Origin of the sequence: Nocardia mikamii NBRC 108933 (assembly GCF_001613505.1) — a bacterium.
Lineage (GTDB): Bacteria > Actinomycetota > Actinomycetes > Mycobacteriales > Mycobacteriaceae > Nocardia > Nocardia mikamii.
The window spans coordinates 61312-86336 of sequence record NZ_BDCM01000025.1 but is presented as its reverse complement, the minus strand read 5'-3'; the positions used below and the strand labels follow the sequence as shown (position 1 = coordinate 86336).

Annotated in this window: 21 protein-coding genes; 13 read left to right on the top strand and 8 right to left on the bottom strand. The window is 67.3% G+C overall.

Annotated features, from left to right (window positions below; all coding sequences use genetic code 11):
• Positions 1 to 97: 97 nt before the first annotated feature.
• Positions 98 to 349 carry a Sec-independent protein translocase subunit TatA gene (tatA, locus tag NMI01S_RS31330; RefSeq protein WP_063002342.1) on the top strand — a complete coding sequence of 84 codons (252 nt, stop codon included), beginning with the start codon at positions 98 to 100 and terminating at the stop codon, positions 347 to 349.
• Positions 350 to 481: 132 nt separating this feature from the next.
• A complete protein-coding gene (locus NMI01S_RS31325; protein WP_063002341.1) occupies positions 482 to 1597 on the top strand; it encodes an XdhC family protein in 1116 nt (371 codons plus the stop codon).
• A gap of 21 nt (positions 1598 to 1618) precedes the next feature.
• On the opposite strand, the gene NMI01S_RS31320 is transcribed toward NMI01S_RS31325, so the two are convergent.
• From NMI01S_RS31320 to NMI01S_RS31300, 5 genes are read right to left on the bottom strand one after another with little or no spacing between them, the layout of a single operon-like run.
• Positions 1619 to 2119: a nucleoside deaminase gene (locus NMI01S_RS31320; RefSeq protein ID WP_063002389.1), complete on the bottom strand. Its 501-nt coding sequence runs from the start codon at positions 2117 to 2119 to the stop codon at positions 1619 to 1621.
• Complete coding sequence (locus tag NMI01S_RS31315) at positions 2119 to 3198, bottom strand: hypothetical protein (RefSeq protein WP_063002340.1); 1080 nt, start codon at positions 3196 to 3198, stop codon at positions 2119 to 2121. The genes NMI01S_RS31320 and NMI01S_RS31315 overlap by 1 nt, the downstream gene beginning before the upstream one ends.
• 34 nt (positions 3199 to 3232) lie before the next feature.
• Entirely contained in the window at positions 3233 to 4201 is a 969-nt protein-coding gene (locus tag NMI01S_RS31310; RefSeq protein ID WP_063002339.1) for an antibiotic biosynthesis monooxygenase, read from the bottom strand.
• A gap of 14 nt (positions 4202 to 4215) precedes the next feature.
• The gene (locus NMI01S_RS31305) at positions 4216 to 6930 is read right to left on the bottom strand and encodes a molybdopterin-dependent oxidoreductase (RefSeq protein ID WP_063002338.1); all 2715 of its coding nucleotides are present in this window, start codon (positions 6928 to 6930) and stop codon (positions 4216 to 4218) included.
• The gene (locus tag NMI01S_RS31300) at positions 6927 to 7748 is read right to left on the bottom strand and encodes an FAD binding domain-containing protein (protein WP_063002337.1); all 822 of its coding nucleotides are present in this window, start codon (positions 7746 to 7748) and stop codon (positions 6927 to 6929) included. Before NMI01S_RS31300 ends, NMI01S_RS31305 begins: the two co-directional genes overlap by 4 nt.
• A gap of 444 nt (positions 7749 to 8192) precedes the next feature.
• Between NMI01S_RS31300 and NMI01S_RS31295 the strand changes: the two genes are divergently transcribed.
• From NMI01S_RS31295 to NMI01S_RS31275, 5 genes are all read left to right on the top strand, one after another.
• Positions 8193 to 8627 (top strand): hypothetical protein, encoded by a 435-nt coding sequence (locus tag NMI01S_RS31295; RefSeq protein WP_063002336.1) that lies wholly within the window; start codon positions 8193 to 8195, stop codon positions 8625 to 8627.
• Positions 8628 to 9317: 690 nt separating this feature from the next.
• Entirely contained in the window at positions 9318 to 10109 is a 792-nt protein-coding gene (locus NMI01S_RS31290; RefSeq protein ID WP_157126456.1) for a hypothetical protein, read from the top strand.
• An 86-nt stretch (positions 10110 to 10195) separates the two neighbouring features.
• Positions 10196 to 10834 carry an HD domain-containing protein gene (locus NMI01S_RS31285; RefSeq protein WP_063002334.1) on the top strand — a complete coding sequence of 213 codons (639 nt, stop codon included), beginning with the start codon at positions 10196 to 10198 and terminating at the stop codon, positions 10832 to 10834.
• Positions 10835 to 10873: 39 nt separating this feature from the next.
• Positions 10874 to 11794, top strand: coding sequence for an NADP-dependent oxidoreductase (locus NMI01S_RS31280; RefSeq protein ID WP_063002333.1), 921 nt, complete (start codon positions 10874 to 10876; stop codon positions 11792 to 11794).
• A gap of 203 nt (positions 11795 to 11997) precedes the next feature.
• Positions 11998 to 12732, top strand: a complete 735-nt coding sequence (locus tag NMI01S_RS31275; protein WP_063002332.1) for an SDR family oxidoreductase — start codon at positions 11998 to 12000, stop codon at positions 12730 to 12732.
• Positions 12733 to 12883: 151 nt separating this feature from the next.
• Here NMI01S_RS31275 and NMI01S_RS31270 read toward each other — a convergent pair whose 3' ends face one another.
• Both NMI01S_RS31270 and NMI01S_RS31265 read right to left on the bottom strand, forming a co-directional pair.
• The gene (locus NMI01S_RS31270; protein ID WP_063002331.1) at positions 12884 to 14548 is read right to left on the bottom strand and encodes a phospholipase D-like domain-containing protein; all 1665 of its coding nucleotides are present in this window, start codon (positions 14546 to 14548) and stop codon (positions 12884 to 12886) included.
• A gap of 404 nt (positions 14549 to 14952) precedes the next feature.
• The gene (locus NMI01S_RS31265; RefSeq protein ID WP_063002330.1) at positions 14953 to 18639 is read right to left on the bottom strand and encodes an NACHT domain-containing protein; all 3687 of its coding nucleotides are present in this window, start codon (positions 18637 to 18639) and stop codon (positions 14953 to 14955) included.
• A gap of 226 nt (positions 18640 to 18865) precedes the next feature.
• On the opposite strand from NMI01S_RS31265, the gene NMI01S_RS31260 reads away from it, so the two are divergent.
• The 5 genes from NMI01S_RS31260 to NMI01S_RS31240 all read left to right on the top strand — a co-directional run bounded on the left by NMI01S_RS31260 (position 18866) and on the right by NMI01S_RS31240 (position 24311).
• Positions 18866 to 20050, top strand: a complete 1185-nt coding sequence (locus NMI01S_RS31260) for an acyl-CoA dehydrogenase family protein (RefSeq protein ID WP_063002329.1) — start codon at positions 18866 to 18868, stop codon at positions 20048 to 20050.
• Positions 20051 to 20099: 49 nt separating this feature from the next.
• Positions 20100 to 21005 (top strand): VOC family protein, encoded by a 906-nt coding sequence (locus tag NMI01S_RS31255; protein WP_063002328.1) that lies wholly within the window; start codon positions 20100 to 20102, stop codon positions 21003 to 21005.
• Complete coding sequence (locus tag NMI01S_RS31250) at positions 21002 to 22774, top strand: 3-ketosteroid-delta-1-dehydrogenase (protein WP_245717105.1); 1773 nt, start codon at positions 21002 to 21004, stop codon at positions 22772 to 22774. The genes NMI01S_RS31255 and NMI01S_RS31250 overlap by 4 nt, the downstream gene beginning before the upstream one ends.
• Positions 22775 to 22911: 137 nt before the next feature.
• On the top strand, positions 22912 to 24048 hold the full coding sequence (locus tag NMI01S_RS31245) for a 3-ketosteroid-9-alpha-monooxygenase, oxygenase component (protein WP_063002327.1): 1137 nt from the start codon (positions 22912 to 22914) through the stop codon (positions 24046 to 24048).
• Positions 24049 to 24080: 32 nt separating this feature from the next.
• Complete coding sequence (locus NMI01S_RS31240) at positions 24081 to 24311, top strand: hypothetical protein (protein WP_063002388.1); 231 nt, start codon at positions 24081 to 24083, stop codon at positions 24309 to 24311.
• A gap of 70 nt (positions 24312 to 24381) precedes the next feature.
• Here the strand turns inward: NMI01S_RS31240 and NMI01S_RS31235 are convergent, their stop codons facing one another.
• Positions 24382 to 24696 (bottom strand): MmyB family transcriptional regulator, encoded by a 315-nt coding sequence (locus NMI01S_RS31235; protein WP_245717112.1) that lies wholly within the window; start codon positions 24694 to 24696, stop codon positions 24382 to 24384.
• A 17-nt stretch (positions 24697 to 24713) separates the two neighbouring features.
• Here NMI01S_RS31235 and NMI01S_RS31230 point away from each other — a divergent pair, with 17 nt between their 5' ends.
• On the top strand, positions 24714 to 24956 hold the full coding sequence (locus tag NMI01S_RS31230) for an SDR family NAD(P)-dependent oxidoreductase (protein ID WP_218021170.1): 243 nt from the start codon (positions 24714 to 24716) through the stop codon (positions 24954 to 24956).
• The last annotated feature ends 69 nt before the right edge of the window (positions 24957 to 25025 follow it).

Below are 25025 nucleotides of genomic sequence, written 5' to 3'. Positions count from 1 at the left end.
TCCAATGCCGACGCCGGGGACGAATGGTCTCGCCGGTGGATTCCGCCGGGCCGACGGTCACCGTCCGAGCGGCTCCGGCGCACGAACGGAGGCTCCGATGGGTTCGTTGAGTCCGACCCACTGGCTCATCATCGCACTGGTGGTCGTGGTGTTGTTCGGCGCCAAGCGCCTGCCCGACGCCGCCCGCGGCCTCGGCCGTTCGTTACGCATCTTCAGAAGCGAAATGAGCGAGATGCACTCCGAGGATTCCGGCTCGCCGCACCCCGCATCGGCGCCCGCGACTCCGCTGGCGCCCACGCAACCGGCGAATCCCGCATCGTCTGCCGTCGAGAATCGGCACACGAGCTGACCGCCGCCGGTCATCGATCGCCGCGGCTCGTCGACGCGTTGTGGCGGCACGAGGCTGCGGGGACGGGCATCATTCAGGGATGCGGTTACAGCAGGCGAGCGCTGCGGCCACGACCGAAGGGCGCGTACGGCAGTGCGCGACATCCTGGCGGCACTGACCTCCGTCTGGCGATCCGGTGGCACCGCCGGTGTCGCCACGGTGGTCCGCACCCGGGGATCGGCGCCGCGACCTGTGGGCGCGGCGATGGTCGTGGCTCCCGACGGCACCGTGGCCGGATCGGTCTCCGGTGGCTGCGTGGACGCGGCCGTCTACGAGCTGGCCGCCGAGGTGGCGGTGACCGGACGGCCCCGGCTGCACAGCTACGGGGTCGACACCGACGAACTGTTCGGTACCGCTCTCACCTGTGGCGGTGAGATCGACATCTTCGCCGAGCCGATATCCAGGAAGACGTGCCCCCACCTGCCGGTGGTGATCGCCGCGGTCGCCGCGGACCGCCCGGTCGCGATCGCTACCGTCGTCGCGGATTCGGACCGTGCGCGGCCGGGCCGGCGGCTGATCGTCACCCCGGATGCGATCCATGGCTCGCTCGGATCCGCCCGAGCCGACGCCGCGGTGGCCGAGCGGGCCCGCGAACTGCTCGCGGCCGATCATGCCGAGCTGATCGGCTGCTCGCCGTTGGAGGCCGGCACGGACGTCTTCGTGAACACCTTGGCTTCCCGCCCGCGGCTGTTGATCTTCGGCGCCATCGACTTCGCCGCCGCGCTGGCACAGCAGGGCGCGCTGCTCGGATACCGGGTGACGGTCTGCGACGCCCGTCCGAGGTTCGCGACCGTGGACCGTTTCCCGGCCGCCGACGAGGTCGTCGTGGACTGGCCGGATCGCTACCTCAGCGCAGAGGCCCAGCGGAATACCCTCGACGGCCGGACCGTCGTCTGCGTCCTCACCCACGACCCGAAATTCGACGTCCCCTTGCTGCGGGTGGCATTGCGGCTCCCGGCACTCGGTTACATCGGCGCGATGGGATCCCGGCGCACCCACGACGATCGGCTGCGCCGGCTGCGCGCGGCCGGAGTCACCGATACCGACTTGTGCCGGCTCGCCAGCCCGCTCGGTCTCGACCTGGGCGCTCGTACCCCACAGGAAACGGCGGTGTCGATCGTCGCGGAGATCATCATGCGCACCCGCGGCGGTGCCGGTCACCCGCTGACCGAACTCGGAGGACGGATCCATCACGACCCCACGCCGTGACACGGCGCGAATACCGTTGTGTCACAACGATGCGCCGCCATGCCGTTCTTCGAACAGCTTGTAGACCTCCACGGCATCGGCACGCGGCAGATAACGCATCGGCAGCCGCCGCTCATTCCAGGGTTTGGCGAACTCCGCGTAGAAGGTGGCGGGTTCGAAGTACTTGTCCCTCCCGCCCGCCATATACGGCGCGCAATCCTCCCGGGTGGCCAGGAAGACGACCTCGTCGGGCGCGCAGTGGTACAGCGCCGCCAGGCACATCGGACACGGGTGGGCGATCGCGTAGACCGTGCACCCGGTCAGATACTCGGTGCCCAATGTCCGGCACGCCTCGCGGATGGCGTGAATCTCCGCGTGATCGGTCGGATCATGAGTACTGGCAACACAATTGCTGCCCTCGGCGAGAATCGCGCCGTCCTTGACGATCACGGTCCCGAACGGCAGCCCGCCCGCGGCGACACTGTCGCGAGCGATGTCGACGGCACGCTGGGCGAAATCCGCGGAACTCGTCGCCTCCGGCATCAGCCGACCGGCTCCGGGCGGATCGGGCATCCGACATCCTCCAGCCGTGCCGGGCCGGTGCCCTTGGCGGGATCGGTCTTCCACGGCCAATCGTCGGAACGGAACGGCGCCAGGGGCGGCAGCACCGGTTCCCTTCCCCGCGCGGCCATTTCGCGTTCGATGGCCGCGCGCCCGCCGCCACCGAGCAGTTCGACGTCCATCAGGTAGTAGTCGCGGAAGAACACCATGCCCAGCGAGCGGTCGGCGACGATGCGGCCGAGCACATCGAGCAACTTCTCGGGCGTGGTCTCGAATTCCGTCGTCTCGACCAGCAGCAACCGGTCGCCCATCGTCTCGGTGCCCATGAATTGGACGAGAACGCTGTAGAGGATGTTGTTCTGCCGCGCGACGTACAGCGAGTTGCTCACCGCATAGGCGCGCTCCCAGTCCTCGCCGAGATTCGCCTTCCATTCGTCGAGGACCGACATCCAGTGGCCGACTTGAGCTCCCGAGCCGATACCGATCGACCGGGCCGAATACGGTTCGGTGTCGCGAATGTATTTCTCGACGTCGTGGTAGCTGTAACCGCCCCGGGCGAGGCATTCGTCCATGAAGGTCAGATTGCGGTGCAGGATCTCGTGCAGCACCGCGCGGTCCTCGTCCGAGATCTCCAGCGCGCCGAGGTTGTCGAAGGCGGTGCGGTGCTGTGCCCGGTACATCTCCAGCGGCGGACGCCACAGCTGATTCGCATACGCGTTGGATATGTACGGTGCGACGATCTCGTAGATCGCCATCGTGCTGTGGCCCACCGACTTCGCCAGCTGGTAGACGATCGGCACCGGCGGTGCGACTTCCGGTTCCCGGCCGGGCCGGTACAGGATCATCTGCCCACCCGCGCCGGTGAACAGCGCCAGGATGATGGGCACCTGGTCGAGCATGTTCTGTTTGAATTTCTCCAGCGATGTGTCGTACAGCTGCAACATGGCGGCGTTCAGCGCCAGTACCGACTGTTCGGCGACGGTGCGGGCGCTGGCGGGCGGCTCGTCGGCGATCACCGGGCGCATGAAGGCCGGGACCGTGCTGCCGTTGGATTCGGTCATTGTCGTCACTTCTCCTTCTCGTTGTGGGCCGGTGTCACGGCAGATGCCAGAACACGGCGGTCACCAGCCAGAACAGCACCGTCCAGAACGTCATCACGGCGGTGATGAGCACCGCGCCGCGGATCTCGATCGCCTTCCGCGGCGACCCGGGGGCCGGCTGCAACCAGCGTTGGAGCAAGGGATTCACATAGCGCGGCATCGTCACGAACGTCATGACGAAGCTGGACAACAGATTTCCGATCAGCATGCCCAGCCACAGCGGCATTCCCGCGGGCGCCAGCGCCAGCGAGAGCAGCACGACCGTCGGATACAACCCGACCCACACCGCGATCGACGTCTTCGTCTGCGACGGTGCGTGTGCGGGACCGTCCTCGTCGAAGGCGAACCAGCTGCCGAACGAGTTGTCGATCGTGCGTAAGCGGAAGTCGCTGAACCGTTTCCCCTCCTCGAGCAGCCGCTGCCGCTCGCTGGAGGTCAGCCAGCGGTCGAGGTCGGCGGCGCTGTCGTAGCGGTAGAGCATCGTCCACTCGTCCTGCACGCCCTCGATCGGCCGGAAGATCTCCGATCCGCGGAAACCGGGAAACCCGTTCTCCGCGTGGCGAAGTCGTTCCTGCCACGCCAGGAACTCATCGATCTGCTCGGGAACGACTCGATGGGTCACCACCGCGGTGACGAGGGTGTCGGGCGGTGCGGCCGCGCCGGTGACGATCTGCTGGGTGGGCGGGCCGTCGAGATAGCGTCGCCCCTCGGCGAGGCTGTCCTGGCGGGTGGCGCTGTTGATCCACGCGCGCAGATTCGGAATCGAGTCGAAGCGGTAGATCAGCGACCAGTGCGCGTGCGGCTGGGCCGGTGGGTCGATCTCCGCGGCGATGAATCCCGGATACTGCGCCGCCATGCTGTTGAGCCCGTGCTGCCAGGCCAAGAACGCCTCTTCGCAGCCGGGACGAACCTTCTCACCGATGATGACGGTGGCGGCGTGTCCGGCCGGCGTCTCGCGGGGCATCGTGGTCTCCCGGCTCAGCCGGTCGAGGTCAGCCGGGATGCCCGCAGCGCCGCGAAGATCCGGTCGGGCGTCAGCGGTAGCTCGCGGTAGCGGACACCGGTCGCGTCGTACACCGCGTTGGCCAGAGCGGGCGCCACGGGATTGACGCAGGATTCGGCGATGCCCTTGGCTCGCACCGGTCCCGCCGAATCGGTCGAGCCGACGAGGATCACCTCGGTGCGCGGAGCGTCGGCGTAGGTGGGGATGCGGTAGTTGCGCAGCGTCGGATTGGTGACGACGCCGTTGGTCATCAGATGGTGTTCGGTCAGGACGAAACCGACGCCCTGGACCACACCACCTTCGATCTGTCCGCGGACCTGTTCCGGGTTGATCACTACACCGGCGTCGATCGCCTGGACGCTGTAGAGGATCCGGATCTCGCCGGTCACGCGGTGGACCGCGATCCGGAATCCGTGTGCGTTGCAGGACAGGCTGCGCGGCGAGCCGTACGCCTTGCGCGATTCGGTCAGTCGCGCGCCCCGGCTCCGGGCGGCCGCCGCGAGGTCGGCCAGTGGGACGCGGGTGTCACCGCAGCGCACGGCGTCGTCGTCCATGGCACACGATTCCAGGGCGACACCGGTGTAGTCGGAGACGAAGCGCAGGATCCGGTCGCGCAACGCCGCGGCGGATCGCGCGACGGCGTTGCCGGCCACGAAAAGCCCCGCGCTGGCGAAGGCACCCGTGTCGAAACCGGTTCTGTCGGTGTCGGATTGGACGAGCCGGATCTGCGCCGGCGTGGTTCCCAGCTCGGCTGCCGCGATCTGGACATGCGCGGTCGAGGTGCCCTCACCGAATTCGACTGTGCCCACGGCGATCTCGTAGATTCCGTCGTCGCCGAGTGTGGCCAGCCCGACCGAGATGTGTTCGGTCGGGGGTGCGGTTTCGTGTATCGAGGCGGCGGTGCCGACGCCGATCGACCAGTCCGCGCCCAGCGCCTGCCCGTCCGGGTGCGCGCGCAGTGCGGCGTCGACGCGGTCGATACACGCGCCCAGCCCGTCCTCGGTGAAGGCGACGTCGTCGGCCTCGTCGTGTATCGACAGCAGCGCCTCGCCCGGGCGAACGATGTTGCGGCGCCGCAATTCCAGCGGGTCCATGCCGAGCGCGACGGCCAGTTCGTGCATCGCCGATTCCATCGCGAAGACCGGCTGGGTCATGCCGTAACCGCGCAAGCCGCCACTGGGCAGGGTGTTGGTGTAGACCACGTAGCCGTCGAACTTCTTGTTGGGGCAGCGGTAGGCGGCGACGGCCGAGCCCCCGGCGAACAGCGTCTCGCCGCCGTGGTTGCCGTACGCGCCGGTGTTGGAGACGTTGCGGAAGTGGATCGCGGTCAGGGTGCCGTCGGCGCGCGCCCCCAGCTTGACGGTGATCTTCATCGGATGGCGGGTCGGGGCGCTGGTGAACTCCTCCTCACGGGTGTATTCGAGGCAGGTCGGGCGACCGGTGTCCAAGGTTGCCAATGCCACCAGGTCTTCGCTGAGCACCTCCTGTTTGCCGCCGAAACCACCGCCGACGCGTTCGCAGAAGACCCGGATCCGGTCGGGGCGCAGGTCGAACAGATGGGCCAGTTTGCCCTTGGCGACCCACGGAGATTGCGAACTGGTCCGCACATGCAGCCGGCCCGCCTCCATCCAGGCGATCGATCCGTGTGTCTCCAGATGCACATGCTGCACCCGCGGTGAGAAGTACGTGCCTTCGTGAACGACGTCGGCCTCGGCGAAACCCGCTGCGGTATCGCCGATTTCGCCGTGCAGCTCGATGAGGACGTTGTGGGCCGGATCGTGGACGAACGGATCGTCGGAGCCGTGCAGTTGCGGCGCGCCGAAGCCCATCGCCTGCTCGGGATCGAACACCGCGGGCAGCACCTCGTATTCGACGACGACCCGGCGGCAGCCCTCTTCCGCCGCGGCGATCGAATCGGCGAGGACCGCGACGACCCGCTGGCCGACGAAACGCACGACGTTGTCCAGGATGTAGGTGTCGTCGGGGTCGACGAGGTGGTCGGTGTGGACGGCGGTGGTGAACAGCTTGCGCGGCACGTCTTCCCAGGTGTAGACGCGTTGTACGCCCGGCACGGCGAGCGCCGCGGACTTGTCGACGGAGATGATGCGCGCGTGCGCGTGGGGGGAGTGCAGCACTTTCAGATGGAGCATGCCCTCGGGTGCGGTATCCATCGTGTACTCGGCGCGGCCGGTCACCACGCCGGTGGCGGCCGGTGCCGCGACGCTGGTGCCGATCACCGCGCCCGGCTCCGCCACCTCGATCGCGCAGACGCCGTTGATCGCGTCCTCGACGGCCCGATAGCCGGTGCAGCGGCAGAGGTTTCCCTTCAGCGCGTGTGGCAGGTCCTGCTTCTGTTCGTCGGTCAGGGCCGCCGCGGTCATGATCATGCCGGCGGTGCAGAAGCCGCACTGGAATCCGGGGGCGTCGCGGAACTGCCGCTGCATCGGATGCGGATTCTCGGGCGTTCCGAGGCCCTCGATCGTCGTCACCTCGTGTTCGTCGGCGCGGAACGCCGGTGTGATGCAACTGTGCACGGGACGACCGTCCAGCCAGACCGTGCAGGCACCGCAATCGCCGGCGTCGCAGCCCTTCTTCACCCCGAACCACCCCAGGTGCCGCAGGAAGGTCCGCAGGCACTGCCCGGGCCGTGGCTGCTGGGAGAACGTCTTGCCGTTGACGACGAAGCTCATCTCGCGCCTCCGAGTTCGGCCCGGAGTTCCTCGGCGTAGTGGCGGGCGAGGTGTCTGCGGTGCTCCGGTGTGCCGTTGGCGTCGGCGAACCACACGTCCGCCGGGATCGCGTCGATACGGTCCCGCACGGTGTCGGCGCCGGGTGCGGAATCGAAATGCAGGACAATCGGATACGCGGTTGCCGCCGTGATGCTGAGGCACAGCTCGTCGGTGCCCGGCGTTCGGGTGGCGACCATGAATATCGTGGACCTGCCCAGCTTGGTCAGCGTGAATCGCCGGTGCGCGTACGATTTCCGTAACGCCTCGGCAGGGATATGAATGCTTCGAAGTATTTCGCCCGGCCCCAGCGCGTTCAGATGATCGCCGCCCACGAAATTCTCGGCCGCGACCGTTCGCTCCGTCCCGTCCGTCGCCCACAAGCGATAGGTCGCCTCGAGTGCCACGCTCATGGTGATCATCGGACCGGCGGGCAGCGACATGCAGATGTTGCCGCCCACGGTGGCGGCGTTCCATATCTTGAACGACGCCAGGAACGCCTCGCAGCTGGTCCGCAGCAGTCCGCCGGCGGACCAGTCCTCCGGCGGAGCGAACTCGTGCAACTCCTTGATCGTGCACGTCGCGCCGATTTCCAGGCCCTGCTCGGTGGGCGCCAGGCTGGGCCAGCCGAGCGCGGTGAGATCGATGAGCCGGCGCAAGGTGGGCTGCGGTTCGGAGAACAACCACGTCCCCCCGGCCAGCCACGCATCTCCGGCGTGCCAGTCGGAACCCGGGCGGGCCGAGGGCCGGCGAATGACGTCCTCGACGGTGTTCAGATCCATACGAGCCTCCAAGACCCGCGACCGGCTCTGCTGGACATATCGACTGTAGAGTTTTATGTCGATACCGGGGGCGTTTCGCAATATTTCGCTTTTGCCGATAAATTGCTTGAGTTTTTCTCGCATATTCGATCAGTGGTCTGCGGCGACGGATCGCCGAAACTCGCGTCGCGATGGCGCCCGCGGGCCCGGGGGAACGACCGCCGCAGCCGCATCATCTCTCCCTGGTGGCGAGGCAGTGGCAGTGAGAGTGTGCCGCGAGGCTGTGTCGAGGACCTCCACCCTGAGATCCGGGCTCGCATCCGAAAGCGGTTGAGCTCGGCCGGCTCCGGCGGCCGCGCGGAGCCGCGTGTGCGAAGTGTCTTGCCGAGAAGGTTGTTTGACGATCCGAAAGCCGGTTATTTCCGAACTACAACAGTCCATCGATGTTGAGAATCGGTAGTAGCCATGATTGTATTCATCGGGTTGATCATTCTGTTCGCCGCAGTGGTGGTCGGAATCGCCGCAGCGCTGGCAAATTCTGGCGATACGCACGTGCTGGCGACCGAATTCACCGTCTTCGGCGCCCATTTCACTCCCACTCAGAACGAGCTGTTCGCCGCCGGTGCCGCCGTCGGCGCGGTCGGAATGCTCGGTTTGGGCATCGCCCTCACCGGGGCGTTCTCCTCGGCGCGCCGCCATGCGGAGATCCGCCGCGAACTGCGGCACTCGCGCCGCGAAATGACCGCCACTCGTAAGGATCTCGCGAAGACACCGCCGGCCCAGCCGGTCGTCGCGAAGCCGGCGCCCGCGCAACCGGCGGCCGCCGCGAAGCCGCGCCTGCGCAATCCGTTCGCTCGCCGCGGCAGCGGAATGTCGCGTACCGCGCAACCGCAACCCTGACGCCGACCCGCCTCGGCGGTCGACGAACCACGAAACCGGCCTGGGATACGCTGCGTGCCAGCGTATCCCAGGTCTTCGTCTGCTCGTACTCCGCTACGGACGCTTCGAACCGGAGGCGAGTGTGTTCGTCTCCGAAACCGCCCGCCGCGTTACGAACGCTGCACGAACCTGAGATGGTCCACGCTCCCCACGGCGGCCACCAACGCGAGCACGTAGACAACGACAGCCACCTGCCTTCCCATGGACTCTTTCTATGCCTGGTCGCCGCGGCGAGAGGAAATTTCGGGGAAGGTCTCCTCGCGAATCGGTCTGCTCCGCGGTCGTGTTCTGTGGCCCGGGCTGTGGCCGCGGCGGTGTGAGTCGCCGGGACGGTTGGCGGCTGACCAGCCGCCGACCTGACAGCTAATCGTTGGCATCGGTAGGCAGTACTCCACCCTGGGCTGCGCGGATGCCTCGAGTGTCGCGCGCCTCCGATGGACTGCCGTAAATTTGCCAAATCCCGTAGGCGACTGCGGCCGCAGCGCGTATTCGAGGGTTTCGAAACCGGAAATCGTCATTCGATCGACGCACGTGAATTCGCCGTTTCTCCGATGTCCGGCGCCCGCGAGTGCTTAAACTACCTCAGCCGCAACGTACACGCATGCGAGAGGGTCGGGAACAACTCAGAGATATCCACCCGGGAGGTGTGAAATGCCGAAGGTCGGTCATCGGCGCATGTCACGTCCGATGTTGATTGCGGGCATGTTGCCGCTCGCGGTCATTTTAGGTACGGGAGTGGCTACCGCATCTCCCGGCAATCTCGTTCTCGCCCCGGTCGACGCCGCGCAGGCGCCCGGTGTACCGCCGCTGGCAGTGGACTGGCAAACACTGGCAAGCGATGTGCAGGGGTTGATCCCGTTCCCGATGCCGTTGCCGCCCGCAAACGGTCCTGTGGTCCAAGACAATTCGGCCGTCGTGCCGCGGAACGCGCCCGTCGGCGACGCTTGGGCCCCGGCCGTGACGGCTGACGCACTGACCGCCGACACCGCGGCCGCGGTACCCGTCGATCCGGTGGCCGCCCCTCCGGCCCAGCTCGCGGATGCGCCGCCCGTGGAGGAGCAGCATCCGGTCGAGACGTTCTGCGAGCAGGTTCCGGCCGATCCCGATCGATGCGCCGCGACCGTGGTCGACGCGGGCGTCGGTGCGGCCATCGGCGCCGGCATCGGTGCGGCTATGTCCGCGCCGCTCGCGATCCCGGCCGCGGCGCTCGGTGCGGCGGCCGGATTCGTCGTCGGCCTCCCGTTCCTGCCGACCGGCGTGGTGGTCGGTCCGCTGGTCGGCGCTGCGGTCGGCGCCGCGATCGTCGCCGGTCCCGCGGCCGCGCTCGGCGGGGCGCTCGGCGCGGCGGTCGGCGCGATCGTCGGGCTCACCGCGCCGCTGCCGAACCCCGCTCCCATCGATGCGCCCCTTCCCGCCGATGTGGCCGGCCCTGCGGCGACGTAGCGCACGGCTACCGTTACGGTCTCATCCCCCCGTGGTCGTCCCGACCACGGGGGGATGAGGTATGCAGAGTCGGAAGGGGTCACGTCATGCCAGAGGTCATCGCGGGGTTGAGGATTCCCGATACCGCGGCGGTCGTCGAAGCGACCCGGCTCGTCCGGGAGACGACCAGCCCTCTCATCTACCACCACTCCAGGCGGGTCTTCCTCTTCGGCTTGCTCCACGCCGAGAGGCTCGCCCTGACTCCCGATCCGGAACTGTTGTACCTGGCGGCCATATTCCACGACAGCGGCCTGCTGACCCCTTTTTCCGGCATCGTTCAGCGTTTCGAACTCGACGGCGCCGACCACGCGCGGAAGTTCCTTGCGGCGCGGGGCTTTTCGACCTCCGCGGCCGAAACGGTCTGGACTGCGGTAGCGCTGCACACCACGCCGGGCATTCCGGCTCGGATGGCGGCGGAGATCGCGGCCACGCACCTCGGCGTCCTCACCGATGTGGTCGGCTTCGGCATGGACGGACTGGAGCCCGACCGGCTGAGCGAAATCCTCGCCGCCCACCCGAGGGGGGATTTCAAGAAGGAGTTCCTGCGAACCTACGTCGCCGGCCTCCGGAACCGCCCGGAAACGACCGACGGCACAGTGAATTCGGATGTGCTCGAGCATTTCATCCCCGGCTTCCGGCGCACGACGACGGTCGAGCGGATCCTCGGCTCGCCGTGGCCGAGCTGATCGGCCGCCGCGACGCCGCCGCCCGGAAAGGACTTCAGCATGCGAGCGATCACCGTGCGCGACCGTGATTCCGGTATCGCCGGGCTCACGTTGACCGACATGCCCTACCCGCACGCCGCGGAAAACGATGTCGTGGTGCGGGTGCACGCCGCCGGCTTCACGCCGGGCGAACTCGAGTGGCCGGCGACCTGGTCCGACCGCGCCGGTCGTGATCGGACACCTTCCATCCCCGGGCACGAACTGGCCGGTGTCGTGGTCGAACTCGGCTACGGAACCACCGGTCTCACCGTCGGCCAGCGGGTTTTCGGGCCGACCGACTGGGCGCGCGACGGATCGCTGGCCGAATACACCGCGGTGGAGGCTCGCAACCTCGCCCCGCTCGCGGCCGATATCGACTACACCGTGGCTGCCGCGCTGCCCATTTCGGGCCTGACCGCATGGCAGGGGTTGTTCGACCACGCGCACCTGACCTGCGGCCGGACGGTCCTGATTCACGGCGCCGCGGGCGGTGTCGGCTCGATCGCCGTGCAACTCGCGCGCGAGGTGGGCGCGCACGTGATCGGCAGCGGCCGCGCCGGCGACCGTGACATCGTGCTCGGACTCGGCGCGCAGGCCTTCCTCGACCTGGACGGCGACGATCTGCGGGACGCCGGTCCGGTGGACGTGGTATTCGACGTCATCGGCGGCCGAATCCTCGAGCGATCGACCGAATTGGTACGTCCCGGTGGCACTCTCGTCACCATCGCCATGCCACCCGCCACGCAACCCAGGGACGGGCGGGCCGTCTTCTTCGTCGTCGAACCCGACCGGGCGCGCCTGGCCGATTTGGCCGAGCGGGTCAGGAACGGGCGGCTCGAGCCCGTCGTCGGCTCCGTGCGACCGCTCGCCGACACGGGTTCTGCGTTCGCCCGCCGCCACCGCACGCCCGGCAGAACGATCATTCGGATCGCCGACGAATAGCGAGGCCGGCCGCCTCCAATTGGAGACCGCCGCGATCGCACGCGCCGCCGGGGTGTCGAAAGGACCGATACTATTGCTGCGCTGAACTACGAAGCCGGCACGGCACTTGCGCTCCACCGACCGAGGACGGCGCTACGCCCTGACACCTGTGGCCTGGGTGTTCCGGGCCTCCGAGTTCGAACACCCCAACCGTAGGAGCATTCATGAAAGTCTCCGTCATCGGCACCGGACTGATCGGCTCCCAGGTGATCGAGCGTCTCACCGCTGCGGGAAAGGAGGCGACCGGGCACTCCCGCTCGACCGGCCTCGACCTGCTCACCGGGCAGGGCCTCGACGACGCGCTGGACGGCGCCGAGGTCGTCGTGAACGTGACCAACTCGCCGACCTTCGACGACGCGTCCCTCGACTTCTTCCGCACCACGGTGACCAACCTGCTGGCCGCCGCGGAGGCGGCGGGCGTCGGGCATCTGGTGACACTGTCCATCGTCGGCGTCGACCGGGTGCCCGCGCTCGCCTACTACCGGGCGAAGACCCTGCAGGAGAACCTGGTCGAGGCGGGACCGATCCCGTACTCGATCGTGCGCGCCACCCAGTTCATGGAGTTCATCGCGCCGACGATGGACTCGACCACCGAGGGTGACACCGTCCGCCTGCCTACCACCCCGATCCAGCCCATCAGTTCGGCGGAGGTCGCCGCCGAGGTCGCGGCGGTGGCCGCCGGCGCGGCGCTGCAGGGCATTCGCAATATCGCCGGCCCTGACGTGTTCCCCCTCGACGAACTCGGCCGCCTCACGCTGGAAGCCACCGGCGACCATCGCCACGTCGTCACCGACAACACCGCGGGCCTGTTCGCCGCGGTCGAAGGCGACGAACTGACAGCGCCTCCCGGCGCCCATCTGGCCGCGACCCACTACCGCGACTGGCTGCGCTCGCACTGACCGAGTAGCCGGGCCGGGCCGGTCGAAGGGATCGGCGGTCGCGTCGCTGTCGCGAGTACGGGTAGGGCGGCATGATCGTGCGCGAACGGCGGTCCCGAGTGGCCTCGCACGTCTTGCCAGGTGTCGACCCAGTGGTCGGGCTCCGCGCCGGCTATGCGACCCAGAACTCGATCTCGCGGACCTGAGGGCTGTCGGGCTTCAGATACCAGCTCTGCCAGGAATCGCTGTCGATCAGGCCCTGCCATCGGAGATTCGGTGGTTGCAGGTGCCGGCGGAAGCGCCACCGGTACTGGTTGTAGACGGACATGATGTTGGTCGCGTACGCGTCGGCCAGACCCGGCGTATCGCGAATGAGGAGCAGGTTCTCGTCGTTGGTCCCGCTGGCTTTCGGGCCCAGGTTGTGCGACCCGGTGAGCACGACGGGGTTCGCCCCGAGGGGATCGATCACGATGACCTTGCTGTGCACCATCGCGAATGCTCGATCCAGCTTCTTCAGTTCTTCGCGGAAGAACATCGTCGGCGCGTCGATGGCCGCGGGGAGGACGACGTCGAAATCGGCCTTCTCCGTGTTCTCTTGATCGAACAGGTGCACCGGGTTGGCCGTGGTGCTCGGGTCCTGGTTGAGGACGCCGCGAATGTAGAGGCGCCGGTCGTCGGGTCGTCCCGCGCGAGCCGTGTCGAGGATCGTGGTGAGCAGGGTGTCCTTGGGTCCCGGATTGAACATCAGGAAGAGGATGCCGGTCTCCGCGCCCGTGATGAGCGTGCGTGCGTCGTCGAGGTCGACCTGTCCGACGGTCGGGGTGAACCACAGTCGCACCCGGGCCGGATCCACCGTCTCGTCCCGGGGTGTGCTGTTGTCGGCGCGCAGGCTCGCCGGTGTGGCGTCGCCCGCCTGCTCGAGCAGGTCCCACTGGTGCCGATACTGCTCGGCGAGGTCCGGGTCCTCGATCAGGAGTGAATTGTTGGCCTGGGTGCACAACCCGGTCATGGTCCAATTCTGGCTGCCGGTCCACACCCATCGCGGTGTGGAGTCCCGGTCGCAGACGACCAGGAACTTGTTGTGTCCCAGAGCGCGCGGCGAACACATCCGATCGTGCAGGTCGATCTGCCCACGCAACGTGTCGCGCGCGTCGGCGTTCTGATCGTCTCCCTTCTTCTTCACGCTCCCGTTCGCCAGCACGATGTGCGCGTGGTCGCCGAGCCGGGCCAGGGCGGTTTCCAGCTGAGGATCGTCGAGTTCGTACAGCGCGGCGTACACATCGGATCCGTCCCGGGCAGCCGTGTCGAGCAGTGTGAACAACCGCGCGCCCAGTGGTCCGGCGAGGTAGTTGCGGAGTGGGTCGCCGGTGGTCTCGAGCACGGTTTCCAGTCTCGCGTTCTGCAGTTCGTGGCCGGTGACCCCCAACCGGCGCGAGACCCATTGTGCGGCAACGATTCCGCGGTTGAATACCGCCTCGATATCGGGCGATGCCATGTGCGTCAGGGTGATCTCGTCGGTCCAGTCGCTCGCGGTGTCCGGGTCGGGGCGGAGGTTGGCTTTGTCGTCCCCGATCATCGGCAGGACCCGATATGCGATCTTGTCGCCGGGGTCGGCCATGTAGTCGATCCATTGATATTTCTGAATCGGCCAGTTCGTGGACGCGCGACGTTCGCCGGCGGTGGCCTGGTCGTCGGTGAAGCCGACCCAGGTGCTGACGACCTCTTCGATGCCGTTGCGTCGCCGCATGAGCGCGAACCCGCGGCACCCCGGAATGAACCCGTCGGGTTTCCATGCGATCAGCGCGTCGTCGCCGTTGTGATGAATTCGTACCAACATGTCCTTTCGCCCTTCGGAAGGGATTACCAGGGCGAACGGATGAACGCATTCGACTCCGGGAGAGCAGCCCGCAGGAGGCGGCAGAACCCGCCACATCGCGGATGAAAGTCCTGGAAACCGGATCGCCTGGCGATCCAAAAGATATGGTGCCCTTGAATTCTAGTGGTTGCCACAGTGTGCGGGGAGGGTCGTGCATACTCGAATTCGGCTCATATCCCCAGTTGAAAGCGGGTAGTGTGCTACCCGGGTTCGCCACCGTTCTCGCCCGTCATAATGGAAATGGTGTGCGCTGCCCCGGTGGCCTGCTTCGATGTTCACGAAAGTGCGATGTTCACGAAAGTGCGGCGCAATTCGATTTTATCGATTTCATCGACGTGAATTCCGCCGCCGCCCGCTGTTGTCGCTCATCGAGGCGACGGTAGTTCGAGCACACGGTTGTCGTAGGGGTTCGTGACGTACAGGTTGTGCGCATCGTCCACGGCGAGGGACTGCGGCTTGTCGAGTCCGGTCATGTGCACCGCCTCGGGGGTCGCCGATCCGGCGCGGAGTTTCATCACCCGGCCGTTCCAGTCGCAGACATAGAGGGTGTCTTCGGAGTCGACGGCGATCCCGGTCGGTTTGTCGAGACCGTCGAACGGCAGAGCCGTCGGGACGGTGGAGCCGGTGGTCAGCTTCACGACGCGATTGCGGCCCGCTTCGTTGGCGTATACCGCCCCCGCGGAGTCGATCGCGACACCGGTGACATGGTCGAGTTTCGGGAACGGAAGGGCGGTCGCGGTCGTCGATCCGGCCGGCAGCTTCCAGACCGTACCGGTGCCGTTGTCGGAAACGTACACATCGCCCGATTCGCTGACGTCCAGGCCGAAAGGCTCCTCCAGTTCGGGGAAGGGCAGGGTGGCCGGGACGATCGATCGGGGACCCAATAGGAGAACGTGACGGCTGTCGTGGTCGGCGATATAGAGGTTGTTCGCTCGGTCGACCGCCAGTGTGAAGGCCAGTCCGAGATCGGTGATCCGGAGCATGGACGGCGCCGGCGCATCCTTCGGCCATCGCCACAGCCGGCCGACGGGGGAGGTGTCGTCGACGAGGTTGGCGCTCTTTCCGAACGTCGTGCCGGCCACGTACAGGGTTCCGGCGTGGTCGACGGCGACACCGAGGGGCAGGGAAACATCGTCGAAGGGGAGGGTGGCCGCGTTGCTCCGCGCGAGCCACTCGCGGTGTTCGTACGCGTGGTGTACGAGCCCGGCGACGGACGAAAGTGCCAGGACCGTCGCGGCGGCGAGGACGAGGGCTGTGTAAGCGCGGCTGTGTCGGAACGGCCGTCGTGCGCCGGCGGCGAGCCGGTCCTGCAACAGGGCATGCCGGAATTGGTAGACGCTGCCGACCTGGCGGAGCACCCCGCGGCGATGGGCGGTGCGATAGAATTCCATGTCCCGCAACGGCATTCGCCCGTCGAGCCACAACCAGAGGGATGTGATCGTGTGCCGGCCGGAGGCCGTGAGGAAATACGAGATCACGAAGAACGCGACGGCGAAGACGCCGATGTCCTCGGCGCCGAGCGCGGCGGTCGGGCTGATCGCGGCGTGGAGCCAAGTGGCCGCGCCGGCGGCGACCGCGTAGGCGAGGCTGTAGATGACGGCCGCTCGCCGATCCAGGTGTAGCGATGCCAGTGGTCCCATCGGCCGGTCCAGCGTGATCGGCCGATCCAGCGCGACGGCGAGTATTCCGATGGCGAGGCCGAACGGCGGACCGACGAGAAAACAGTCTCGTGCCTTCTGCCCGGCGTCGGGCAGGTCTGCCGCGAACCAGAGCGTCACCGCTCCCACTGTCCCTGCGATCGCGGAAACGATGAGCAGACGCAGCAGCCTGCCTCGCAGCCGCAGTTGCAGGGTCATCGGCCGGGATTCCCATGGCAGGAATGCGAGGATGACCGCAGGACCGAGGACGAGCCGGATACCGTCCTTCGCGGCGCGCAACGCCGCGCCCCACACTGCCCCGTCACTACCGAGCACGTCTCTCATGATCGGTAGCACGACCGCGCCGGCCAGTACCCCGACCATGGTGACCGTGACCGCTGCGAAAATCCGCGGCTGGCCCGTCGTGGTCCGATCGGCGCCGGCTGCGAAAACCGGCCGCAGAATGCGACGGCCGAGTCGCACGCCGAGTGCCGAGCAGACCCCGGCGATCGGCCCCACCGTCAACCACTCGCGCGGCATGTCGAGAACTCCGTCCCGTAGGGACTCGTGCTTGACCACAACACTTTCAGCCGACATGCCGATCGCATGGATCAGCCCGAAAACGATCCCGACCACGGCCGCTGTGCCCGCGATCGGCCCGACTTCCGCCCGGAGGCGTCCGGCAGTCGTCTCGGCGATTCGAGGTGATTCCCGGAGGACAGCGGTGGGCGACCGTGTCGGGGGTACGCGCAGGAAACCGACGACGAGGGCGATGAGCAAGAAGCTCTCCGCGACGTATTGCGCGGTGCCGACCGCGCTGTGGGCTATATCGGACCGATAGCTCGTGTCGATCCATGCCCGGTAGGTCAGCCCGCCGACGGCGAGCGCGGCGACCGAACCGAGCGCCATCACCATGGTGAAGCGCGCAGCTCGGCGCCGGAATGTCGGTCTCTCACGGTCCAGGTCCGCCAAGGTGAAGAAGCCGACGACGATCGCGGCGAGCAATCCCAGCCGGACCGACCACTCGACACTTTCCCCCCATCTCGTCGATGTGAAGCTGCCGGTCGGCCATGACGCTGCGGTCGTCACTGCTACCACGAGTACCCCGACCGCTAGTCCCGTCACCGCCGCGAACAATGGCGAGGGAATGGCGAGATACCGCCTCCACCAAGCTAATTCACGATCCCCGCAGCGGTCGAGGTCACCGGCGAGGAACCGCAGTCGGCGTTCGGCGTCGACCGCCGCGTCGCCGTTGCGGCCCGCGGGCGGGCTGTCACCCGCATAGCCGGCGGGAACCGCTTGGTCGAGGAGATGAGTCTCGACGGCCTCACGGGTATCGAAGACGGTGGCGTCGAGGAGCTCACCGGGGTCGGCGCGTCCCTCACTGTAGGCGGCGCGCGCCAGCGAGGTCATCAACGGTGTCGTCAACACCGAGGCCAGGCGATCTCGCGGATGCTCCTGCAGATGGGTGAGGACGGGGTCCCATTTGTTCGGTCCCCGCCGGGGCGCCGATGTGACCCTCAGATAGGACGCGACCTCCTCGAGTCCGAGTGGGGTCACTTCGATCACCGCGGCGGCTGTCACGACATCGCCGGCGGTTTCGACCGCGGCCTCGTACTCCGCGCAGCGGCTGGTCAGCAGGAGCCGGTCGCCGACGGTGAGGGTGCGGTTCACGGCGGTGATCACCTCGGAACGCACCGCTTCGGGGGCTTCGTCGAGGCCGTCGAGAACCGGCCAGATCCGGCCCCCGGTGATCAGATCGTGCGCCAGCGTCGCCCCCGACGCGGCGCGGCCGCCGAGAAGTGGATAGTCCACGCACAACCGCGTCTCCATCCATGCCGACAGGCTCGCTTCGCGCGGATTCCACGACGCGACCGGCATCAGAACCGGGACGGGATCGCCACGGCTTCGGCGTCGCACCGCGGTGAGGGTGAAATGCATCGCGAGCACGGATTTGCCCGACCCCGGTTCACCGAGGACCACCAACCGCCGCGAGGGGATCCGCTCGAAGACCTCGACGATCTCGTCGAGCCGTCCGCCGAGTTCGATCGGGGTATCGCAACCCTCGACGCCGCGGATCACCTCCCAGTAATCCATCACCCCGTCTCGGCCGCAGTTGTCCCAGTGCAGTCGCAACGGCCGCGGGTCCGCCAGCCGGCGCAGTCTCTCCTCCGCCTGCCACTGCTCACGCACCGCGCCGGCCAGCGCCTCCAAGGCGGCATCGGGATCGACCATGGTCCGCTGTCCCGGCCATCGTGCCGCCACCGCGGTCAGCACGCCGATGACCGCTGTGATCAGGCCGGCGACCTTTCCGATGGTTTCCCATCCGGACGCGAGCCAGACCCACAGGATCAGTCCGGTAACTCCGATCAGGGCGATTCCGGCAGGCAGCCGGCGCGCCCACTTGGTACCCACGACACCATCCCTCGTTCGGAAAGGCCACCGGTACGTCCGAGCCGGCGGCTCGCCTCGGCGTGAAGGCAATGGGTTCAGCGTGGCTCGCCCGCGCGTGGTCCACACGAGTAGTCCGCTACCTCAATCGATCGGGCGGCTCGTCGCCCGGGCCCCGGCCACGATCCGGTGTTCCGATGAGTAGGAGACTCAGGTCACAAATGGGGGGCGAGCGGCCAAGCTGGGCCGTATGTCCAACACAGTGATCGGCAGTATCGACAGCATCGCCGAGGAGATTCGCAACGGGGCCGACGAGGGTGATTCGCTGGGCCGGCTGCCCGACGACATGGCCAAACGGCTGAAGGACGCCGGCGTCATCCGGATGCTGCAGCGCAAGAAGTACAACGGCTACGAGTCGCATCCGCGCGAGTTCGCCGAGACGGTGATGAAGACCGCGAGCCTCTACGGTTCCGCGGGCTGGGTGGCCGGGATCGTCGGCGTGCACCCGTGGCAGCTCGCCTTCGCCGATCCGAAGGTGCAGGAGGAGGTTCTCGGCGAGGACACCGACACCTGGATGGCCTCGCCGTATATGCCGGGCGGTGTCGCGGTGCCGACCGACGGCGGGTATGTGATGAGCGGGCGCTGGCAGTTCTCCTCCGGCACCGATCACTGTGACTGGATCTTCCTGGGCGCCCTGGTCGGCGATGCGGACGGCAAACCGGTCATGCCGCCGCAGCCGCTGCACGTGATCCTGCCCCGCTCGGACTACGAGATCGTGGCGGACTCGTGGGATGTGGTCGGGCTGCGCGGCACCGGCAGCAAGGACATCGTGGTGACGAACGCCTTCATCCCCGATTACCGGGTGATGGACCAGGGCAAGGTCATCGACGGGAGCGCGGCCGCCGAATACGGCGTCACGGAAACGTTGTACAAGATGCCGTGGTCGACCATGTTCCCGCTGGGCATCACCTCGGCGACGATCGGCATCTGTGAGGGCGTGCTGGCCGCCGGAATCGACTATCAGCGGAATCGGGTGGGGGCCACCGGAACTCTGGTCAAGGACGACCCCTACGTGCTGCACGCACTCGGCGAATCCGCCTCCGAGATCGATGCCGCCCGTCAGCAGTTGCTGGCCAATGTCGACCGCATCTGGGACCTGGTCGACGCGGGCAAGGAGATCGATTTCGAAATGCGCGCCCGAGTGCGCCGGGATCAGATCCGGTCGGCGTGGCGAGCGGTCCGCGCCGCCGACGACATCTTCGACCGCGCGGGCGGCAACGCGCTGCGCATGGACAATGCGCTGCAACGATTCTGGCGCGATGCCCACGCCGGGCTACACCATGCCATTCACGTCTCCAGCACGACCTATCACGCCGCGGCCATGTCCTCGCTGGGTGTGGAGGTACCGCAGGGACCCCTGCGCGTGATGATCTGACCGAGCCCGAACAGAACGCGAGTTACTTCATGACCGAAAGCGGTTGTTCATGACAGAGATCAAGGGGCTCGGCTACGTCCGGGTGCTCGCCACCGATATGGATCGCTGGCGAGAATTGGGCTTCGATGTGCTGGGATTCGCACCGGGCTTCGGGGACGAGAAGGACGCGCTGCATTTCCGTATGGACGAGCGCCCGTCGCGGATCACCGTCGAACGTGCCGATGTCGACCGGGTGAGCGCGGTCGGCTGGGAATTGCGCGACGGGCCGGCGCTGCGCCGGCTGGAGGCGATCGTGCGGGACGCCGGATACGAATACACGCCCATGTCACAGGAATTGGCCGACCGCCGCAAGGTCGAAGCCGGTATCTGCCTGACCGATCCCGGTGGCACACCGCTGGAGTTCTTCCACGGACCGGTCCTCGAACACAGTCCGGTCGTCACCAAATACGCGCAGCGATTCGTCACCGGCGCACAGGGACTCGGTCACGTGGTGATGCCGACCGCCAACTTCGAGGAGTCCTACACCTTCTACACCGAAACGCTGGGATTCCTGTCCCGCGGCGCATTCCGGATGCCCTCGCCGCCGGGAACCGGGCCGTTGCGCATCAGGTTTCTCGGCGTGAATCAGCGCCACCACAGTCTGGCGATCATGCCCGCGCTGGAAGGTCGCGACCCCGGGTTGATCCACGTGATGGTCGAGGTCGATTCGCTCGATGCCGTCGGGCAGGCCCTCGATCAGGTGATGGCACGGGATTTCCCGGTGTCCTCGACACTCGGCCGCCACACCAACGACAAGATGATCTCCTTCTACGTCGGGGTGCCCGGCGGCTGGGATATCGAATACGGGACCGCGGGCGAACCGGTCGACGAGGCCTACTACACCGCCGAGGAGATCACCGCCGACAGCTATTGGGGCCATGAATGGTTGTGGGCCAAGCAGATGAAGCAAGCATGAAAGGCCGATCGGCGATGAACTCCAGCGAAAACCACACAGCCGAGCACGAAGTCGATCTGCTGGTCGTGGGATCGGGCACCGGACTGGCCGCCGCGCTCACCGCCGCCGAGGCGGGATTGTCGGTACTGGTCGTGGAGAAGTCGGAATATGTCGGCGGTTCCACGGCCCGGTCCGGCGGGGCGTTCTGGGTACCGGGTAATTTCCTGCTGCGCGAACGGCAACCCGCCGACGATGCCCGCGCCGCCGCGGCGTATGTCGAAGCGGTAGTGGGTGATTCGGCACCGCAGGAACGTGGCGCGGCCTTTCTCGAACACGGGCCCGCCGCCGTCGAGATGCTCGCACGGACCACTCCGATGACATTCATGTGGGCCGACGGCTACTCCGACTATCACCCCGAACTGCCGGGCGGATCGGCGGCGGGACGCACCTGCGAGTGCAAGCCGTTCGACGCGTCCCGGCTCGGTGCGCACCGGTCGCGGCTGCGTCCCGGGGTGATGGAGGCCTCCGGGCTGCCGATGCCGGTGACCGGCGCGGATTACAAGTGGCTCAACCTGATCGCGCGCACCCCGCGCAAGGCACTGTGGCGCGGGATGAAGGCGATGGCGATCGGTGTGGGCGGACTCGTGCTCAAACGTGAGTACATCGCCGGTGGGCAGGCGCTCGCGGCGGGCCTGTTCGCGGGCGCGATTCGCGCCGGGATTCCGATCTGGACCGACACCTCGCTGGTGCGGCTGCTGGTGGGGGAGGACGGCGCGGTCACCGGAGCGGTGGTCGACCGTGACGGCGTCCGCACCGAGGTCACCGCCCGGCGCGGAGTGGTGCTGGCCGCCGGTGGGTTCGACCACGACACCGAGATGCGGCGAAAGTACCAGTCGGACAGGCTGGTCGAGCATGCGAGCCTCGGCTGCGAAACCAATACCGGCGATGCCATCACAGTGGCGCGGGAGGCCGGTGCGGCGATCGGACTGATGGATCAGGCATGGTGGTTCCCGGCCGTGGCCGCGCTGCCCGGCGGGCAGCCGGCGGTGCTGCTGGCGGAGCGTGCGCTGCCCGGATCGTTCATCGTCGACCAGAGCGGGCGGCGCTTCGTCAACGAGGCAACGGACTACATGTCCTTCGGTCAGCGGGTACTCGAGCGCGAGCGCGCCGGTGATCCGGTGGAGCAGATGTGGCTCGTCTTCGATCAGCGCTACCGCAACAGCTACATCTTCGCCGCGGGCCTGTTCCCCCGGCAGCCGTTGCCCCGGCCCTGGTACGACAACGGCATCGCGGCGACGGCCACCGATCCGGCAGGCCTGGCACGGGCGATGGGTGTGCCCGCGGACGCGTTCGCCGCGACCTTCGACAGCTTCAACGCCTCCGCGCAGCTGGGTGTCGATCACGAATTCGCCAGGGGTGCAAGCGCATACGACCGCTACTACGGCGACCCCACGATCGGCCCGAACCCGAATCTGCGGCCGCTGGGCAGGAAGGGGCCCTTGTACGCGGTGAAGCTGGTGCTGTCCGACCTCGGCACGTGCGGTGGTGTGCGCGCGGACGGCTCGGCCCGCGTCCTGCGCGAGGACGGCAGCGTCATCGAGGGCCTGTACGCGATCGGCAATACGGCGGCCAATGCCTTCGGCAACACCTATCCGGGCGCGGGCGCGACGATCGGACAGGGATTGGTCTTCGGCTATATCGCCGCGAAAACCGCTGCGGCCGCTGCGGGAGACCGTCGACAGCCGGGAAGTCACCATGGCTTACCGATCAATTCGCCGGCGATTCGATGAGAAATTCCGGCCAGTGAAATCCACTGCTACGCAGTGACATTCGTGATGTTAGAACGGATGTGCGGTGGAAGCCGTCCGCGACGGCGCGGATATCCAGCCCGCTTCCACCACATTTCTCCTTTCCAAGGACGGTGGACATGACAACGACGCATGACGAGGTTCGCCAGATCGAGGCCGGGACGGTGCCGACGCGGTTCGCACGCGGGTGGCATTGTCTCGGGCTGATCCGAGACTTCGCCGACGGCCGGCCGCATTCGGTCCAGGCCTTCGGCACCAAACTGGTCGTCTTCCGTGGTGAGGACGGCCGGGTCAACGTTCTCGACGCGTTCTGCCGGCATATGGGCGGAGACCTGTCCGACGGCGAGGTCAAGGGCAACGAGATCGCCTGCCCCTTCCACGATTGGCGCTGGGGCGGCAACGGGCGCTGCAAACAGATCCCGTACGCCCGGCGAGTGCCGCCTCTGGCACGGACCCGGGCGTGGACCACGCTCGAGCAGGACGGCATGTTGTTCGTCTGGAACGATCCCGAGGGCAATCCGCCGCCGGAGGGAGTGACCATCCCGCGGATCGCGGGCGCGGGCGACCCCACCTGGACCGATTGGCATTGGTACACCACCGTCGTCGACACGAATTGCCGGGAAATCATCGACAACGTCGTGGACATGGCGCATTTCTTCTACATTCACGGTTCTCTGCCGACCTTTTTCAAGAACGTTTTCGAGGGGCCGGTGGCGACGCAGTATTTCGAAAGTGGCGCCCGCGACGATCTGCCGGGACCGGTGGGTCAGCCGCAGCTGCTCGGTACCTCGTCGGTGGCCTCGTATTACGGGCCGTCGTTCATGATCGACGACCTCGTCTATCACTACGAGCACGGTGACTACAAGACGGTGTTGCTCAACTGCCACTATCCGATCGATGAGAATTCGTTCGTGCTGCAGTACGGCATCATCGTCGAGAAGTCCGACACGCTGCCCGAGGATCAGGCGATGGCTACCGCCGTCGCGCTCGGCGACTGGGTCAAGCTCGGCTTCGAGCAGGACGTCGCCATCTGGAAGAGCAAGGCGCGCATCGACAATCCGCTGCTCTGCGAGGAGGACGGCCCGGTCTATCAGCTGCGCCGCTGGTATCAGCAGTTCTACGTCGACGTCGCCGATGTCGCTCCCGAAATGGTCGACCGGTTCGAATTCGAACTCGACACCACGCGACCGCTGGCCGCCTGGCAGGAGGAGGTCCGCGAGAACGTCGCCCGCAAAGCCGCGGAGGCGGCCTCGTGACGCCGATCGACGAACGCATCCGGGAGGTGCCCATGGCGCCGGTCGAGTGCCGGCACTGCGGTGCGCGCGTGCTCGCTCGTAAGAGCAGTTGGGCGCAGACGAGCATTCAATGGGACGCGGAGTCGAGTGCCGCGTGCGTGGAACGTCATGCCGCCGGCGCACTCTCGGACGCGGCGATGCAGCACTGCTCGCAGCTTCGTGAATCGATCCGGGCCGCTGCGGAATCCGGAGAATTGCGCGTGCTCGACAGCGCGGCGCGCTGAGCGGGTATCGAGACGACGGGCCCCTGCCGTCATCGGACGACAGGGGCCCGTGCGGTACCTCCTCGATCGTTCATCGGACCGGTTCGGTGTGCATCGCCTGTGTCCCCACGACGGTCAGCAGCGCGAGCTTCTCGGCGGTGCCGGTCCCGGCGCGTGGGGTGAACCAGAGCAACCGCTGGCGGCTGTCCTCGCTGAAGAGGCTGAGGCAGTTGAGGTCGAGCATGCCGACGGTGGGGTGGAGGATCCGCTTACGCTCGTCTCTGCGCACCCCCACGTCCTGGTCGGCCCACAGCGCCCGGAACTCCGGCGACTGCTGCACCAGCTCGTTCACCAGTTCGGTCGCCTCGCTGTCGCCCGGGCTGCGCCGCCCGACTGCCGCGCGCAGGTCGGCGACGAACGAGCGTGACCGCGAAATGGGCGGTGGTCGGGTTCGCCGAGAACCTCCGCCTGCACGCCACGACCCGCGGCGTCGGAGTCACGGTCGTGAACCCGGGCATGATCGACACCGCGTTCTGGCACGGCCAGGTTCCGCCCGTCGCGATGAGCCCGGATGCGGTGGCCGGGGCGATCGGCTTCGCGCTCGATCAGCCGGTAGGCGTCGACCTCAACACGGTGACGATCCGTCCGATCGGCCAGCCCGCCTGACCCGGGGGTAGCGTGCGCACCGGTGCTCGTGTGCACGAAAGGACCTGTGCCGCACCGCTACTCGTGACG

Coding starts and splice junctions, on each gene's coding strand:
- NMI01S_RS31300 (WP_063002337.1), bottom strand. CDS start 7,748: ATGGATCTGAACACCGTCGAGGACGTCATTCGCCGGCCCTCGGCCCGC.
- NMI01S_RS31280 (WP_063002333.1), top strand. CDS start 10,874: ATGCGAGCGATCACCGTGCGCGACCGTGATTCCGGTATCGCCGGGCTC.
- NMI01S_RS31285 (WP_063002334.1), top strand. CDS start 10,196: ATGCCAGAGGTCATCGCGGGGTTGAGGATTCCCGATACCGCGGCGGTC.
- NMI01S_RS31250 (WP_245717105.1), top strand. CDS start 21,002: ATGAAAGGCCGATCGGCGATGAACTCCAGCGAAAACCACACAGCCGAG.
- NMI01S_RS31260 (WP_063002329.1), top strand. CDS start 18,866: ATGTCCAACACAGTGATCGGCAGTATCGACAGCATCGCCGAGGAGATT.
- NMI01S_RS31315 (WP_063002340.1), bottom strand. CDS start 3,198: ATGACCGAATCCAACGGCAGCACGGTCCCGGCCTTCATGCGCCCGGTG.
- NMI01S_RS31245 (WP_063002327.1), top strand. CDS start 22,912: ATGACAACGACGCATGACGAGGTTCGCCAGATCGAGGCCGGGACGGTG.
- NMI01S_RS31310 (WP_063002339.1), bottom strand. CDS start 4,201: ATGCCCCGCGAGACGCCGGCCGGACACGCCGCCACCGTCATCATCGGT.
- NMI01S_RS31255 (WP_063002328.1), top strand. CDS start 20,100: ATGACAGAGATCAAGGGGCTCGGCTACGTCCGGGTGCTCGCCACCGAT.
- NMI01S_RS31305 (WP_063002338.1), bottom strand. CDS start 6,930: ATGAGCTTCGTCGTCAACGGCAAGACGTTCTCCCAGCAGCCACGGCCC.
- NMI01S_RS31320 (WP_063002389.1), bottom strand. CDS start 2,119: ATGCCGGAGGCGACGAGTTCCGCGGATTTCGCCCAGCGTGCCGTCGAC.
- NMI01S_RS31295 (WP_063002336.1), top strand. CDS start 8,193: ATGATTGTATTCATCGGGTTGATCATTCTGTTCGCCGCAGTGGTGGTC.
- NMI01S_RS31270 (WP_063002331.1), bottom strand. CDS start 14,548: ATGTTGGTACGAATTCATCACAACGGCGACGACGCGCTGATCGCATGG.
- NMI01S_RS31290 (WP_157126456.1), top strand. CDS start 9,318: ATGCCGAAGGTCGGTCATCGGCGCATGTCACGTCCGATGTTGATTGCG.
- NMI01S_RS31240 (WP_063002388.1), top strand. CDS start 24,081: ATGGCGCCGGTCGAGTGCCGGCACTGCGGTGCGCGCGTGCTCGCTCGT.
- tatA (WP_063002342.1), top strand. CDS start 98: ATGGGTTCGTTGAGTCCGACCCACTGGCTCATCATCGCACTGGTGGTC.
- NMI01S_RS31275 (WP_063002332.1), top strand. CDS start 11,998: ATGAAAGTCTCCGTCATCGGCACCGGACTGATCGGCTCCCAGGTGATC.